The organism is Hyphomicrobium sp. (genome assembly GCF_051860585.1).
Taxonomy (GTDB): Bacteria; Pseudomonadota; Alphaproteobacteria; order Rhizobiales; family Hyphomicrobiaceae; genus Hyphomicrobium_C.
This window is the reverse complement of record NZ_JBHYDS010000001.1, coordinates 254567-269692: the sequence shown is the minus strand read 5'-3', so window position 1 is coordinate 269692 and position 15126 is coordinate 254567. Positions and strand designations below refer to the sequence as shown.

The 15126-nt window shown below is 64.9% G+C and carries 12 protein-coding genes; 4 read left to right on the top strand and 8 right to left on the bottom strand.

Going from position 1 to position 15126, the window contains the following annotated elements; all coding sequences use genetic code 11:
- Window positions 1–84: 84 nt before the first annotated feature.
- The 3 genes from ACTIFK_RS01215 (at window position 85) to ACTIFK_RS01205 (ending at window position 2742) form a co-directional block, all read left to right on the top strand.
- On the top strand, window positions 85–471 hold the full coding sequence (locus ACTIFK_RS01215) for a hypothetical protein (protein ID WP_439541210.1): 387 nt from the start codon (window positions 85–87) through the stop codon (window positions 469–471).
- Window positions 472–718: 247 nt separating this feature from the next.
- On the top strand, window positions 719–2125 hold the full coding sequence (locus tag ACTIFK_RS01210; protein WP_439541209.1) for an ATP-binding protein: 1407 nt from the start codon (window positions 719–721) through the stop codon (window positions 2123–2125).
- A complete protein-coding gene (locus ACTIFK_RS01205) occupies window positions 2125–2742 on the top strand; it encodes a response regulator (protein ID WP_439541208.1) in 618 nt (205 codons plus the stop codon). The genes ACTIFK_RS01210 and ACTIFK_RS01205 overlap by 1 nt, the downstream gene beginning before the upstream one ends.
- Window positions 2743–2776: 34 nt before the next feature.
- On the opposite strand, the gene ACTIFK_RS01200 is transcribed toward ACTIFK_RS01205, so the two are convergent.
- The 8 genes from ACTIFK_RS01200 to ACTIFK_RS01165 all read right to left on the bottom strand — a co-directional run bounded on the left by ACTIFK_RS01200 (window position 2777) and on the right by ACTIFK_RS01165 (window position 13243).
- Window positions 2777–4141 (bottom strand): glucose-6-phosphate isomerase, encoded by a 1365-nt coding sequence (locus ACTIFK_RS01200; protein WP_439541207.1) that lies wholly within the window; start codon window positions 4139–4141, stop codon window positions 2777–2779.
- Between the two features lie 188 nt (window positions 4142–4329).
- Window positions 4330–5739 carry a M16 family metallopeptidase gene (locus ACTIFK_RS01195; RefSeq protein ID WP_439541206.1) on the bottom strand — a complete coding sequence of 470 codons (1410 nt, stop codon included), beginning with the start codon at window positions 5737–5739 and terminating at the stop codon, window positions 4330–4332.
- A gap of 86 nt (window positions 5740–5825) precedes the next feature.
- Window positions 5826–7220 (bottom strand): M16 family metallopeptidase, encoded by a 1395-nt coding sequence (locus ACTIFK_RS01190; RefSeq protein WP_439541205.1) that lies wholly within the window; start codon window positions 7218–7220, stop codon window positions 5826–5828.
- Window positions 7221–7428: 208 nt separating this feature from the next.
- Window positions 7429–7899, bottom strand: coding sequence for a hypothetical protein (locus tag ACTIFK_RS01185; protein ID WP_439541204.1), 471 nt, complete (start codon window positions 7897–7899; stop codon window positions 7429–7431).
- 56 nt (window positions 7900–7955) lie between these two features.
- The gene (gene lspA, locus ACTIFK_RS01180) at window positions 7956–8486 is read right to left on the bottom strand and encodes a signal peptidase II (RefSeq protein ID WP_439541203.1); all 531 of its coding nucleotides are present in this window, start codon (window positions 8484–8486) and stop codon (window positions 7956–7958) included.
- A complete protein-coding gene (ileS, locus tag ACTIFK_RS01175) occupies window positions 8483–11575 on the bottom strand; it encodes an isoleucine--tRNA ligase (RefSeq protein WP_439541202.1) in 3093 nt (1030 codons plus the stop codon). The genes lspA and ileS overlap by 4 nt, the downstream gene beginning before the upstream one ends.
- A 305-nt stretch (window positions 11576–11880) precedes the next feature.
- A complete protein-coding gene (locus ACTIFK_RS01170; protein WP_439541201.1) occupies window positions 11881–12486 on the bottom strand; it encodes a glutathione S-transferase family protein in 606 nt (201 codons plus the stop codon).
- Window positions 12487–12502: 16 nt separating this feature from the next.
- A complete protein-coding gene (locus ACTIFK_RS01165; protein WP_439541200.1) occupies window positions 12503–13243 on the bottom strand; it encodes a 16S rRNA (uracil(1498)-N(3))-methyltransferase in 741 nt (246 codons plus the stop codon).
- 201 nt (window positions 13244–13444) lie between these two features.
- Between ACTIFK_RS01165 and ACTIFK_RS01160 the strand changes: the two genes are divergently transcribed.
- Window positions 13445–15115 carry an ankyrin repeat domain-containing protein gene (locus tag ACTIFK_RS01160; RefSeq protein WP_439541199.1) on the top strand — a complete coding sequence of 557 codons (1671 nt, stop codon included), beginning with the start codon at window positions 13445–13447 and terminating at the stop codon, window positions 15113–15115.
- Window positions 15116–15126 lie beyond the last annotated feature (11 nt).

Here is a 15126-nt window from a genome sequence, read left to right as displayed (position 1 = left end):
GCTGACGGGCCGCCGGAACCGTGCCGTGGACCCCGCGTTTCCTTGAGCGAGGGAGGATTGAACTCCAACAAAAAAGGAAACGCGATGATCAAGGTAACATCTCTCATTGCAGCGCTTGCAGTCGCCGCTGGCGCAACGTCGGCTCTGGCTCAGTCGCCGGCCGGCAACCCGTCGGATCCCACGACAAATGAAAATCAGCAGATGGCGCCGAGTAACGTGAACCCGGCCGATCCGGCAGCAGGTTCGAACCCGGCAGCGCGTGTGCCGACATCTCCTCCGGGGACTGGCAGTTCGTCGTCGAGCGATGGCCTGAGCACTGGTGAATCGGGCGCAGAATCCCCCGCGGGCCTTCCCGGCGATCCGAACACGAACGAAAATCAGCAGCCGGCCCCGAGCAACATCAATCCGTCCGATCCGGCCGCTGGCGCGAACCCGAACGCCCGCGTTCCGACCGAAGAGTCGGCGCCTTAACCGTCCGAGGTTTCCATACCTCACAAGAGTCGCTGAGAGCCCCTGGCGCATCTATTGCGCTGGGGGCTTTTTGCCCATGCAAGGCGTCCGGGACAACTTCGCAGGTGCCGAGGGACTTGCGCCCTGCGTCAATTTATAACATACGGGATGTAACCTTGTTACATTGAAAGCCGTCCATGCGACCCGCGTTCGCGAGAATCCAGCCTGTCCCGGACCCCGCTCAGTCACCAGTATTGGAGGCCGGGCGATGATCGCACGATTGGGCCTAAGCTCGTTCGGGCCGCGTGAATCCGAGTCTCTGAGCGCCACCCTCATTCGCAACATCTCGAGCGTGCTCGCCGTTACGCTCGTTTTCATTCTGTTGCTCACCTATTGGCAATCCGCGACCAAGGTCGAAACGGAAGTCGGCTCGGCCCTCGTCATCGCTGAAAAGACCGTCCGTAAGGTCATTCAGGAAATCGCCCATGACGACGACCCGCGCTTGCAGCTTGTGCGCCTCGTCCGCGTGTTCGACGGCAATCGCCACGTTAAGGTGACGTTCGTCGAGCCCGAACCGGCTGGCGAGCGCATTTCGAGTTTCGTTGCGCCCGTTGAAGAATTGCCGAACTGGTTCTATGCGCTCATGGCGCGCGTACCCGAGGTGGTGCGTGTCGATCTGCCAGGCGACCTCGCACGCTTCGGCATGCTGGAGTTGACGGCGGATCAGCGCAGCGAAGTGGCCGAGGTCTGGGAAGATTTTCTCCTGCGTCTCGCCATTCTTTCCGTCTTCTGCGCTCTCGTCGCGACGCTGGTCTACGTCACGGTCGGACGCGCGCTCGAACCCCTTCCCACGCTGTCGGCTGCGTTCGAGCGGCTTGGCGGTGGCGACTACGGCGTGCGTGTAGCCGAAAATGGGCCGACGGAGCTGGTACGGTTGTGCACCGGCTTCAACGAAATGGCGAACCGCCTCGGTCAAATGGAGACGGCCAACCAGAAGCTGAACGACCAACTCGCCACCGTTCAGGAAGAAGAACGCGCCGATCTCGCGCGTGATCTCCACGATGAGGTGAGCCCGTTCCTGTTTTCGGTCGAAGTCGACGCGTCGACGATCCGGCAGATGTCTCAGATGCCCGACCAGAATGTGGTAGCCGAACGCGCGGACGCCATCCGCGATGCCGTCGCCCACATCAACAAGCACGTCAGATCCATCCTGGGTCGGCTTCGCCCCTCGGTCGATATGGAGTTCGGGCTCGCCAACGCAATCGAAACGCTGATCGGCTCCTGGCAGCTTCGCGATCCGAATGTCACGTTCAACGTCGACGTGACCTATCCCGGCGGCGGACAGAAGGAGGATGCCGTCATTCACGGCATCGTGCGGGAAGCCATCAGCAACGCCTTCAAGCATGCGCGCCCGACGAGGATCGATGTCTCCGTCACCCGCGAACCGGAGGGTGACGTCAGGGTCGTGGTCAGGGACGACGGCGGCGGCTTGACGCCGGGCAGCTCTGCCGGCGGCTTTGGCCTCATTGCCATGCGCGAGCGCGTCGCTGCGCTGGGCGGAACGGTCGAAATTAAGAATAGTGCAAGTCCGGCAGGCGTTACGGTGGACGTACGCTTGCCGATCGGGGAAACATACGCGGCGTTCGATGGATCCGCGGATCCAGAGGTGGGTTGATGAAAATTCTGATTGTCGATGATCATGCTGTGGTGCGTCAGGGCGTCCAACGCCTGCTGTCGACATTGCCGAACGCCGTCGTCTACGAAGCGGCGACCTCACATGAGGCGCTCGCGTGCGCGCGCAATCAGCACCCGGACGTCGTTGTCCTCGACATCAACCTCGAAGGAGCGAGCGGGCTCGAGCTGTTGCGTCGCCTCCGCATCGAGAATAGCGGCGTGCGCGTTCTGATGTTCTCCATGCATGCCGAGGCGATCTACGCCAACCGGGCGCTGCAAGCCGGTGCCTACGGCTACGTCTGCAAGAGCGCCGGCGCCGACGAGCTCACGACGGGTGTGTTGCGCGTCTTCCAGGGCGAACGCTACCTCGACAGCACGCTGGCGGGCGAACTGGCCATAAGCGCCGTGCGCGCCGAGGATCCCATGCGCAACCTGACCAATCGGGAGATCGAGATCCTGCGCATGCTGGGCGAGGGCAAGAGCCTGCAGGGCATCGCCGACGCCATCGGCATCGCCTACAAGACGGTCGCCAACTCGTGCGGCCGCATCAAGGAAAAGCTCGACCTGCCGAGAACGTCGGACCTGATCCGCTTCTCGATTGAAAATCGCCGCAACTGAGCCGCGTCGATCGAGCTGACGACAGTGAGGATGTCTAGCGCGCCAGCCGCTCGCGGGTGAGCGTCTTGGCGAGTTCGACGGCGGGCTGGTCGAACGGATCGAGCTCCAGCAGCCGTCCGGCCAGGATCGTCTCGATCATGAAGTGCATGAGCAGCGCGCCCATCGTCCGCTCGTCCAGCGTCGCGAGATCGAACGTGCGGACCGGGCGGCCCGCCTGCGTCAACGCTTCGGCGATGGCGTGAGCCTGGGCATCGACGACATCTCCGATCGTCTTGCCGCCCAGAAAGCCTTGACCGGCGATGTTGGCCATCTCGGCGTCGAGCACCGGGCCTTCGCCGGCGCTCGCCACCCGCACGAGCGTCACGGCGATCTCGCGCGGACCGTCCATGAAAAGCTGCAGCTGGCTGTGCTGGTCCAGCGGCCCGAGCGCCGGGACGGGCGTCGTGCCTTCGCCGCCCTTGCCTAGGCTCTCGGCCCAAAGCTGGACGTACCACTCCGAAAAGCGCCCCAAGCGGTCGTTGTACGGCATCATCACGAGCGTGCGAATGCCGCGCTCCTTGGAAAGCCCCACGGCCGTGGCCGCGCCGATGGCGGGCGCGAAGGCGGCCGGGAACGAGGACGAGACGAGGCTGTCGATGACCTCGCGCGCGCCCGCGCGGATCTTGCGCACGTCGAGCCCGCGCGCCATCGCCGGCATCAGGCCGACGTTGGTGAGGCATGAGAAGCGCCCGCCGATGCCGGTGTGATGCGCGAGCATTGGAATGCCGAGGCTCGCCAGCAGCGCGCGCAGGCCGTTCGTCTTGCCCGGCGCGTCCGGCTCCGTGATGCCGAGAAACATCTTCGGAATCTGGCTTTCCAGTCCGGCGTCTTTCACGGCCGAGAGCGTCGCCAAAAGCTGCGTCAGCGTTTCCGTCGTGCCGCCGGATTTCGACGTCACGACGAAGCGTGTCTTCGCCAGATCGAGCCGGCCGAGCCCGGCCGAAAGCGTCAGCGGGTCGAGGTTGTCGTAGAAACGCGTCCGCGGCCGGGGGCGGCGCGCGTCCGAGCAGCACGAGACGCCGGGCAGGTTCCAGCCGCCGAGCTGCGCCAGCGTCTGGCCGCCAAGTCCGGATCCGCCCGTGCCGAAGAACACGATCGCGTTCGCCCCTTCGAGCAGGCGCGTCAACGCGGCGTCCGCTTCGTCGATGTCGGCGGTCTCTTCCGCGATCTTCAAAAGCGGCAGCCGCCCGCTTGCGTAGTCCGCCTTGAGATCGTGCAGCGCAGGCGCGCTCTTCTCAAGCCAGCGGCCTAGCTCGCTTTCGCTAAGCCCGTGCGCGCCGATGGCGCCGGACAGGCATCCGGCGATCGATTGGCGATAAGGCGCGGAGGACGGCGAGGCAGGCGAAGGGGATTGGGTCATGGCGTTCCGGGCTGGCGGGGCGTCCCAATAACCGGCGAGACGGGCGTTTGGTTTCCGGAGGGATTAGCCGGTTTCAGGCGAGACGCCAAGTTTTCAGGCGAGGCGTCAAGCGCGCGCAGCCACCGGCGGAATGGCCCACGAACGGACGCGCCACGGCAGCGTCAAAGCCGCCCGGCGCCTATGCGCCGTCAGCCCTTCTTGTCGGCCGTCGCGGTGGCCGGCTGGCCGACGATCGTGATGATCAGGTTTTCCGGCGCGAGAAGACGCTTGGCGACGCGCTTGGCGTCCTCCAGCGTGATCGCTTCGACCATCTTGTTGCGGTTCTCGATGTAGTCCGGTCCGAAATCGTCTTCGAGCAGGCCCAGCAGCTGGCTCGCGATCTTGGCGTTGGTATCGAAGCGCAGCGCATACGAGCCGATGAGATACTTCTTCGCGTTCTCGAACTCTTCGGGCTTCGGGCCTTCGTCCGCGACCTGCTTCAGCTCCGCGCGGATCACGTCGAGCGACTGCCCGATGGCGTCCGCCCGAGTCGCCACGCTGCCCATCAGAATGGACGTGTGCTTGAACGGCTGCAGATAGCTGTAGACCGAGTAGGCGAGGCCGCGGCGCTCGCGCACCTCTTCCATCAGCCGCGAGGCGAAGCCGCCGCCGCCGACGAGATGGTTGACGACGAATGCCGCCATGAAGTCCGGGTCTTTGCGCGCCATGGCGGGCAGCCCGAACACGGCCACCGACTGGGGCACATCCATGTCGATCCGCTTCTCGACACCCGCGACCGGCTTCGTCATCGGCACGGCTACGAGTTCCGGGTTTGCCGGAAGGTCGCCGAACACGTCGTCGAGCAGCTTGCCGAGCTGCTCCGGCGAAATGTCGCCGACGGCCACGACCTTGAGATTGCTGCGCGCGAACGTGCGCTTGCGGAACGACTCCAGATCCGCGCTGTTGATCGCGCCGACTGTGGCCTCCGTGCCCTGCGAGGGACGTGCATAGACATGCCCGGCGAAGGCGGTCGCAAACCATTCCTTGGCGGCGACCTTGTCGGGGCTGCGGTCGGCATAGACGAGATTGGCGAGCAGCTGGCTGCGAATGCGCTCCACGGCGTCTGCGTCGAAGCGCGGCTTCGTGATCGCGAGCTTCAGAAGCTTGACGGCCTCGTCGCGGTTTTGCGTCAGCGTCTCGAAGTTTCCATAGAACGCGTCGCGGCTGTCCTCATAGGACATGCGCATGGCGAGGCTTTCCATCTGCTCCTGAAAGTCGGATGACGTGAGATCGCCGGCGCCTTCATCGAGCATGGCGGTCAGGAAGTTCGCCACGCCGTCCTTGCCGGCCGGGTCCTGCGCATTGCCGCCCTCGAAGGAGAACTTGAGAGCGAGCAGCGGATTTTCGTGGGCTTCCACGAGCCAGGCTTCGATGCCGCCGGGACTTTTGATTTCTTGGATTTTCATCGCGTGTGCGGGCCTGGTGAAGGAAAGACAGAGGACGAGCGCAAAAACCGTGAAGATCGCGGCGTTGGAGCGGGCAACGCGCACGATGAAGCGGAGCTGATCCCTACAGGCGAAGCGGAGCTGATCCTTACAGATTGAGCGGAGCTTATCCATAAAATGGTCCTTGCGACGAGGGTTTCCGGTTCGGGCGCGTCGAAGCGAGGAGGGCGCGCGCCGAACCGGCTAGACCGACAAAGGCATCAGGAACGGCTTTTCGGGGCCGGCTGCTCGGCAGCCCGCGCGGCGTCGTTGTCCGCCGAGGGCGTCAGATAGCCGGTCACCGAGCGGCGCACATCGAGATAGGCTGCAGCGGCACGCTTGATGTCGTCGACCGTGACCTTCGACAGCGCGTCGGGCCAGCCCTCGATCTGCGCCACCGTGCGCCCGACCGAGAGACCCCAACCGTAGCGGCGCGCGAGCGAGGCTTGGTCGTCGTTTTCGTAGATATAATCGGCGATGTAGCTGGACCGCGCCCGTTTGAGTTCGGCCTCCGTCACGCCATGGTCGCGCAACTCGCCGAGCACCTTGTCGATCGAGGCTTCGACCTTGGGAAGGTTCGCTGCATTGTCCGCGATCGCGTAGAGGCTGATCGTGCCGTAGTCGAGGCCCGAGCCCTGGTAGCTGCCGCCTGCGGACGAGGCGATCTTCTCTTCCACGACGAGGCGCTTGTAGAGGCGGCTGGTTGCGCCGTCTGCGGCGATTTTCATCAGGAGATCGAGCGCTTCGGCTTCACCCGGCTTGGCGGTCATGTAGCTCGGCACGACGTAGTCGCGATGGAACGACGCCTTGCCGGCGCGGGGATCGGAATACTCGACGCGCCGCGCCGCACGCTGCGGCGGATCGGACGGACGATTGCGCGCCGTGTCGACCGCCGGATTGGCCGGCACTGCGCCGTAGGTCTTCTCGGCGAGCGTGCGCACTTCCTCGGCCGTTACGTCGCCAGCCACCACCAGCACCGCGTTGTTGGGAGCGTAGAAGTGCTTGTAGAACGTCAGGGCGTCGTGCTGAGACAGCTTTGCCATCTCGTGTTCCCAGCCGATGACGGGAATACCGTACGGATGCGACAGGTAGAGCGCAGCGTTCATCTGCTCGTCCATGATCGCGGCCGGATTGTTCTCGATACGGCTGCGGCGCTCTTCGAGGATGACGTCACGCTCCGTCAGCACTTCCTTCTCGGTGAGGCGCAGGTTGACCATGCGGTCCGCCTCCATCTCCATCACCGTCTCCAGGCGCTCCTTGGCGATGCGCTGGAAATAGCTCGTCACGTCGTGGCCGGTGAACGCGTTGTCCTGCCCGCCGAGACGCGCGACGATCTTCGAGAACTCGCCGATCGGAATCTTCTCCGTCGACTTGAACATCAGATGCTCGAGGAAATGCGCGATGCCGGAGACGCCCTTGGGCTCGTCCGCGCCACCGACCTTGTACCAGATCATGTGCGTGACGACCGGCGCGCGGTGATCGGGGATCACCACGACCTGGAGACCGTTGGCGAGCTTGAACTCGCTCGTGCGGGGCTGCGCTTGGGACGGGGAAATGGCGAGCATGAGGGTGAGGGTCCACGTAAGAAGGCGCAAAACGCCCGGAGTCTTCATCATATGATCCTCGGTGGCGAGAGATCGCGGGTCAATCTGATCATCCGGCGCCGACGGCAAGATCAGGCTAAGCGACTGCAGCAGATCTCGTCATTCAGGCCGATGTTGTCAAATGACAACGCGTTCATGTCGATGTGATTTGGCAGCCGCTCAAGCGCGGCAAGTCATTCGAATAAATCAGGAAATAGGAAGTGGCGGGCGGGAGCGCGAGCTACTCTTCGCTCTCGCCGGAGTCGGTCCAGGTCTTGATCGCCGACAGCACCGAGCCGCGGCACGGACCCAGCGGACCAGAGGCCTGGTCGGCGTCGTTGTCGCCGCGCGCTTTCGCCTGCTCATAGTGGACCTTGCAGTATTCCGCCTGCTGGCGCTCGAGTTCGACGCGCGAGGTCTTCGCCACCTTGTCGGGGTCTTGCAGCGTTGCGACTTCGCTGGCGGCAACCTCGGGCGGCACGCCCGGCTCCGGCACACGCTCGGGATTCGGAGGCATGACGAGCGGCGCGCGTGCGGCCAGCTTGGGTTCGGCCGACTTGGCGCTGCCGCTGTTGAGGCCCACGGCATCGAAAATCTTGCCGTTGAGTTCGACATCGTCACCGGAGCAACCGGCCAGCGACACCGCGAACGGAACGGCGACGAGCAACGCGATACGTGCGCGAAGCCGGCGGCTGGTCAAGCTCTTGGCCATGTCGATCGCAAGCCCTTATTTTTTACCGATTGAGTCCCGCGCCTTACATACCCGGGCTACATCGGGTTTGCGGCGTCATTGCGACTCCCCGTGACCGAGTCATACAGGAGGGCCGCAACACCGGCAACAATGGCCACATCTGCGATGTTGAAGACATACCAGTAGTAACCAAACGCGTGCAGCGAGAAGAAGTCCGCAACCCCCCCGATCAGCAGCCGGTCAAGCCCGTTGCCGATGGCCCCGCCGATGATCAGGCCGAGCGCGACGGCCATCAGGCGGCCCGTTCCGGCCACGGAGAGCCAGACCCACAGGGCCACGGAGGCCACCACCGCAAACAAAGCGAGAACATTTTGCCAGCCCTGGCCGGACTGGTCGAGCATCGAATAGCTGATGCCGGTATTCTTCATGAAGAACAGATCGAAGAACGGGAGCACCTGCACGCGCCCCTTCGACGGCAGATCGTAGACGTAAATCGTCCACCACTTGTTGGCCTGGTCGACCACGAACACCGCCACGGCGATCTTGAGCGCGAGCGCGGCGTGCGGCCCCCAGAACCAACGCGCGAGCCGCCCCGTCGCGGCGCTCATGCGGACACCATGGCGTCGCGCTCGCGCACGGCGGCCGCGTCGCGGGCCGAGAGATCCGGATAATCCGGGTCCGATCCGACATCCTGGGTCACCCGCCACGACCGCGCGCACTTGCGCCCTTCGGCGCGGCGTACAGTGACGCCGACACCCGGCACGTCAGGCAGCGTGAAGGCATCCTCGGGCGCGGGGGCCGTGATGACGGTTGCGCCGCTCGTGATGGCGATCTCGGCGAGATCGAGACCTTCGATGGCGTCCAGCGTCGCCGCATCCGTAATGAACACGTCAGGTGCTGCTTCCAGGCTCGAGCCGATCCGCTTCGCAGCCCGCTCGATTTCGAGCGCACCTGTCACCACCCGGCGCACATCGCGCACGCGCGCCCACTTTTCGGCGAGCGCTTCGTCCCGCCACGCGGCCGGCACCTCGGGGAAGGTCTCGAGATGCACGCTCTTTTCTTCGCCGTAGCGATGGCCCCACGCTTCCTCGGCCGTGAAGGAGAGGATGGGCGCGAGCCACGACGTCACGCAGCCGAAGATCTGGTCGATGACCGTCAGCGCGCCCCGGCGCTTCAGGCTCGAATGCGCTTCGCAGTAGAGCGTGTCTTTGCGGATGTCGAAATAGAACGCGGAAAGATCCGTGTTCATGAACGGCAGCAGCGCCGCCACGACGCCGCGATAGTCGTAGGCGGCATATGCGGCGCGCACCTCCGCATCGAGTTCCGCAAGCCGATGCAGCATCAGCCGTTCGAGTTCCGGCAGTTCCGCCTTCGGCACCTGCAGGTCCGGCGAGAAGTAGTGCAGCGCGCCCAGCATCCAGCGCAACGAGTTGCGCAGCTTGCGATAGGACTCGGCGGCGGACTGCACGATGGCGGGCCCGAAGCGGATATCGTTCGTCGTGTCGGCCGAGGCGACCCAGAAGCGCAGGATGTCCGCGCCGGACGTCTTCATCACGTCCTGCGGGCTGAGTACGTTGCCCTTCGACTTGCTCATCTTCTCATCCCCCTTTTCGTCGAGGATGAAGCCGTGCGTCAGTACCACGTCGTAGGGCGCGCGCCCGCGCGTGCCGCAGCTCTCGAGCAGCGAGGAATGGAACCAGCCGCGATGCTGGTCCGAGCCTTCGAGATACATGACGCGGTCCGCACCGCCGTCACGGATACGTTGGATTCCGGCGAGACCGGGGAACTGCGCCGGATCCTCGAAGGTGAACGCGTGTGTCGATCCGGAATCGAACCACACGTCGAGCACGTCGCGCACCTGCTCCCAGTTCGCAGGATCGTACTTGGGCTTGAGGAAGCGCTCGGCCGCGCCGGCCGCAAACCACGCGTCAGCGCCTGCGTTCGCGAACGCGTCGGCAATGGCGGCGTTGACGGCCTCGTCCCGCAGGATGTCGCCTTCCTTGAAGGTTCCGTGGTCGGACTTCGCGACGAACACGGAGATCGGCACGCCCCACGCGCGCTGCCGCGAGACGACCCAGTCTGGCCGGTTGGCGATCATGCCGTTGATACGGTTCTCGCCCGTCTCCGGCACCCACTCGGTGGCGCGGATCTCGTCGAGTGCGATCTGGCGCAGCGTACGCAGCGGCGCAGGCACGATGTCGCCTTCAACGGTCGTCAGCGGCGAAAGGGACTTGTCCATCGCAATGAACCACTGCGGGGTGTTGCGGAAGATGATCGGCTTCTTCGAGCGCCACGAGTGCGGATACTGATGCTTCAGGCGGCCGCGCGCGATGATGTTGCCGGCGTCGCTGAGCGCCTTGATCACGGCATCGTTGGCGTCGCCCTTGTCCCCATTTTCCTTCAGCACGCGCTTGCCGGTGAAGCCGGGCGCTTCCTTCGTCAGCACGCCGTCCGCATCGACCGTGAACGGGATGGTGGTATCGATGCCGCGGTCGCGCAGCGCCTTCTGGTTCGCGATCCAGATGATGTAGTCGTCCGCGCCGTGCCCCGGCGCCGTGTGCACGAAGCCTGTGCCGGTGTCGTCGGTGACGTGATCGCCGTCGAGGAGCGGGACGTCGAAGTCATAGCCGAGCACGGCGAGGGGATGCGTGCTCACGAGCCCTTTGAGATCGTTGGCATTGACGCTGCACCGGCGCTCGTAAGCGTCGACCTTCGACGACTTCATCACGCCTTCGGCGAGCTTGTCGGCGAGGATGTATTTGTCGCCAACCTTCGCCCAGTTGCCTTCCGGTGCGGCCGTGACCTCGTAGAGACCGTAATCGATCTTCGACGAAAAGCTGATCGCGCGGTTGCCAGGCAGTGTCCAAGGTGTTGTCGTCCAGATCACCACGTTGGCACCTGCCAACTCGCTGGGGAACGTTGTGGATGCCTGAATTTCGTTCCCCGGCGTGAACATCTGAGCTTTGATGCCGGCAGAGACCGGAAACTTCACCCACACCGCATCGCTCGTGTAGTCGTGGTACTCGACTTCCGCTTCCGCCAGCGCCGTCTTCTCGACCACGCTCCACATCACGGGCTTCGAGCCCCGATAGAGAAGCCCGTTGGCCGCGAACTTCATCAGCTCGCGCGCGATGGTCGCTTCCGCCGGATAGCTCATCGTCAGGTAAGGATGGCCCCAGTCGCCGATCACGCCGAGCCGCTGAAACTCCTCGCGCTGCACGTCCACCCACTTGGCAGCAAACGCCCGGCACTCGTCGCGGAACGCATTGATCGCGTCAGCATCGGAGAAGTTCGGCTTTTCCTTTCCGTTGGCGCGGTACTGCTCCTCGATCTTCCATTCGATCGGAAGGCCGTGGCAATCCCAGCCGGGCACGTAGTTGGAATCGAAGCCCAGCATCTGCTGGCTCTTGACGACGAGATCCTTGAGGATCTTGTTGAGCGCATGCCCGATGTGGATGTTGCCGTTGGCGTAGGGAGGACCGTCGTGCAGCACGAACTTCGGCCGCCCCTTGGAGGCCTCGCGCAGTTCGCGATAAAGGTCGCGGCTCTTCCACCGCTCGAGCAGCTTCGGCTCGAGCTGCGGAAGTCCCGCCTTCATCGGAAAGTCGGTCTTCGGCAGGTTGAGCGTGTCGCTCCAATCGCGCGCGCCCGTCCCGGTCGCCGCCGCATCTCCCGCCACGCCAGTATCCTTAGCCATTGCCCGTCTTTCTCGTGCGTTCGAAGAGTGCTTCCGGAAAAGTGTGCAGCGGTTTTCCGATAAGAAGCACGACAAACAAAGTAGAGGTGCTTCCGGAAAAGTGTGCAGCGGTTTTCCGATAAGAAGCACGACAAATAGAGATCTAGGGTCGTTCCGTGATCGCATGGAAGCGCGGGACGACTCTAGAGGCGGGTTCTAGCAACCCGAGCGCCAAGACGCAAAGAGGAGGGCGCAACGGCCGGGACGCCCAACCCTGCCTGCGTGCATTTGCCCAGGATCGTCCGGGCAGGATCAATCGGCCTGGATCAGCCAGAAAGTCGTGCCGCATCCGCCGCCACGGCAGCTTTATGCGCCGGACGGGCCTCCAGGCGCGCCACATAGTCGAGGTATTCCGGCCGTTCGGGAATGACCTTGAACCCCAGCATATAGGCGACCCCGGAGCCCACCATCACGTCCGCGGCCGAGAAGCGCTCGCCGAGCAGCCACGGGCCCGGCTTGAGCCCACCGGTGAGCGTATCGAGGACGTCGGCGGGCTTGCCCCATCCGACGGTCGAGGCCGGCGACTCGCGTTTCATGAACATGTCGGCGCAGGCGGGCTCGAAGCAGCTGCCGTAAAAGAACAGCCAGCGGAGATAAGCGCCGCGCTCCGGCGCATCGATGGCGGGCGCGAGGCCTGCGCTCGGATACTTGTCCGCGAGGTAGGTGAGGATCGCCGGGTTCTCGGTGACGATGGTGTCGCCGTCGCGCAGCACCGGGATCTTCCCCATCGGGTTGATCTTGAGGAATTCGGGCGTCTTGTGCTCGCCCGCCTTGAGGTCGATCGGCACGATCTCGAACGGCTCGCCGAGCTCATGCAGCATGTAATGCACCACCGTCGAGCGCGACTGCGGGTTGTGATAGAGCGTCAGCATCCGTTGTCCTTTCAGCTTAGCGCCAATCGCCAAGTGCGGCGTTGACGAGCGCGAGCGCCGCCACCGCGGCCGTGTCAGCCCGCATGATGCGCGGCCCGAGCGAAAGCGCGATGGATTCGGGCCGTGCGAGGATCATCTCCCGCTCATCGGGCGAAAATCCGCCTTCGGGCCCGATCAGCACCGCCATCGGCCCGGGCTTGAGATCCGCGAGCGCGGCCAGCGGGCTCGCGTGCGCGGCGCCTTCATCGCAAAAGATCAAGCGCCGGTCCGGATCCCACTGCGCCAGCAAGGCGGTCAGCTTGAGCGGCTCGGCGACCGCAGGAACGCGGAGCACGCCGCACTGTTCCGCAGCCTCGACCACGTTGGCGCGCATGCGGTCGAGATTGACGCGTTCGGCAATCGTATGTCGCGTGATGACGGGCACGAGACGCGCGACGCCAAGCTCGGTGGCTTTTTGCACCATGTAGTCGAGACGCGAACGTTTGAGCGGCGCGAAGATGTAATCGACATCCGGGCCGCCCGTCTGCGCGCGGGTCTGCTCCAGCGCTTCCAGCGCCGCGCCGCGCTTCCCGGCTGCCTCGAGGCGTGCGCGCCATTCGCCGTCACGGCCGTTGAAGATCAGGATGTCGGCCCCGTCGCCAAGGCGCAGCACGGTACGCAGATAGCTTGCCTGTTCGGGCGAGCACGTCACCCGCGAGCCGCCGGCCAGCGGGGCATCGACAAACAGACGCTGCGAAGTGAAATCATGGATCGCCATGCCGCTTCCATATCCGAAAGGGCATCGCGATCCAACATGCGTTGACGGAATTTGGCTCTTCACCTAGCATTCCTGTCGCGGTAGCAAGCCGCACCCGGATCCGCGGGAAGGGCAGAGCCCACTTGCTTCGGCACACGTTCAGTCTTCAACCTTTGTGCAGCCGTTTTGCGGATCGTCGGCGCTTCATGCACGGAGGTTATGATGAAGCGGCTTCCCGCACGGCCGAATCTCGGCCAGTTGAAAAAGCAGGCGAAAGACCTGCTCGCCCAGGTCCGGAACGGCGACACCAAGGCGATCGCGCGATTTCGGCAGTTCCTTCCTGCGGCCGCCGCCGGAAGTCTCGCGGACAACGCGCTGCGCCTGCGCGACGCGCAATCCTGCATCGCGCGCGAATACGGCTTCCCGTCATGGCCGGATCTGAAAAGCTTCGTCGAGGCTCGCAATGCAACGGCCGCCGATCCGGTGGAGACGATCCTAAACCTATGGCGGCTCCTCTATGCCGGAGACATCGTCGGCGGGACGAACCGCGCCCAGCCTCACGTCGCCGCACGCGTGATCGGCGAGCAGCCGGAGCTTGCGAACGCCGATCCGTACCTCGCCTGCGCCGTCGGCGACGAAGCCACACTGAGGCGCGAGACGGCGCGCGATCCGGCCTGGGTCAAACACGCAGGTGGCCCACTGACGCTGCCGCCGCTGGTTGCCGTCACGCATTCGAGTCTCGGGCGCCTGCCCGCTTATCGCGACCGCCTGCATGCGTCGGCACGCCTGCTCCTCGAAGCTGGCGCCGATCCGAACCAGAGCGTCGCCAATAGATGGGCGGCATCGCCCGATACGGCCGACGAGCGCAATATGCTATCGGCGCTTTATGGTGCCGCGGGACAGAACCACGATCCCGCCCTGACGAAACTGCTCCTCGAACACGGCGCCAATCCGAATGATGGCGAGTCGCTCTATCACGCGCTCGAAAATCCGGCCTGCACGTCGCTTCTGCTGGAGGCTGGCGCGCGCGTCACCGGTTCGAACGCGCTCTATCGCGCCCTCGACCTCGACGACGTGACTCCGTTGCGTCTCCTTTTGGCCCATGGGGGCGACGCGAACGAGCCGCCGTCGGGACCGCCGGCATCAGATTGGGGTACTCCGCTGCTGTGGGCCATACGGCGCAGGAGATCGCCCGCGCACATCGAGGCGCTCCTTGCGGCAGGGGCAGATCCGTTGGCCTGCACGCCGCGCGGAGAGAGCGCCGAGCTGCTGGCCCTCAAGTTCGGCCTGCCCGAGGTCGCCCGCAGGCTTCGCGCCGCCAGCGGAAAGGAAACGGCCCTCTCGGCCAAGGACGCCTTCATCGCCGCAAGTGCTCGCGGCGACGCGGCGGCGGCGCGCGACCTCCTCGCCGGGCACACCGGCTTGATCGCCGCCCTTGCCGAGCCGGAGCTTCGGCTGCTGCCCGAACTTGCCGCCCAGGGTGCGGCGGACGCCGTGCGGACAATGGTCGAACTCGGTTGGCCGATCGATGCGCGCGGCGGCGATTGGAAGGCCTCGGCGCTGAACCACGCGGTGTTCCGCGGCGACGCGTCTCTCGCCCGCTTCCTGCTGGAGCACGGCGCGCAATGGACGGAGGAGCATGGGTTCGGCGACAACGTCCTTGGATCGCTCTCGTGGGCGTCGTGCAACGAGCCGGTTGAAGGAGGCGATTGGGCGGCATGCGCCGTAGCCTTGCGCGCCCACGGCGTGCCGGGCAGCGAGCCGGATCCGCAAGGCACGGATGCGGTCGTGACGGGCGGCGTCCGCCGGCGCTTCTCCGACGAGGTGACCGAGATCCTGCTCGCGCCGCCTCCGTCTCCGGCCTCAACTCCGGACCCCAACTCCGGACCATGAGTTGCCGTGGA

Bases quoted from the DNA above. Each gene is read 5' to 3' on its own strand.
- ACTIFK_RS01165 (WP_439541200.1), bottom strand. From the start codon at position 13,243: ATGGCGATCCATGATTTCACTTCGCAGCGTCTGTTTGTCGATGCCCCG.
- ileS (WP_439541202.1), bottom strand. From the start codon at position 11,575: ATGGCTAAGGATACTGGCGTGGCGGGAGATGCGGCGGCGACCGGGACG.
- ACTIFK_RS01205 (WP_439541208.1), top strand. From the start codon at position 2,125: ATGAAAATTCTGATTGTCGATGATCATGCTGTGGTGCGTCAGGGCGTC.
- ACTIFK_RS01160 (WP_439541199.1), top strand. From the start codon at position 13,445: ATGAAGCGGCTTCCCGCACGGCCGAATCTCGGCCAGTTGAAAAAGCAG.
- ACTIFK_RS01200 (WP_439541207.1), bottom strand. From the start codon at position 4,141: ATGACCCAATCCCCTTCGCCTGCCTCGCCGTCCTCCGCGCCTTATCGC.
- ACTIFK_RS01190 (WP_439541205.1), bottom strand. From the start codon at position 7,220: ATGATGAAGACTCCGGGCGTTTTGCGCCTTCTTACGTGGACCCTCACC.
- ACTIFK_RS01185 (WP_439541204.1), bottom strand. From the start codon at position 7,899: ATGGCCAAGAGCTTGACCAGCCGCCGGCTTCGCGCACGTATCGCGTTG.
- ACTIFK_RS01170 (WP_439541201.1), bottom strand. From the start codon at position 12,486: ATGCTGACGCTCTATCACAACCCGCAGTCGCGCTCGACGGTGGTGCAT.
- lspA (WP_439541203.1), bottom strand. From the start codon at position 8,486: ATGAGCGCCGCGACGGGGCGGCTCGCGCGTTGGTTCTGGGGGCCGCAC.
- ACTIFK_RS01215 (WP_439541210.1), top strand. From the start codon at position 85: ATGATCAAGGTAACATCTCTCATTGCAGCGCTTGCAGTCGCCGCTGGC.
- ACTIFK_RS01210 (WP_439541209.1), top strand. From the start codon at position 719: ATGATCGCACGATTGGGCCTAAGCTCGTTCGGGCCGCGTGAATCCGAG.
- ACTIFK_RS01195 (WP_439541206.1), bottom strand. From the start codon at position 5,739: ATGGATAAGCTCCGCTCAATCTGTAAGGATCAGCTCCGCTTCGCCTGT.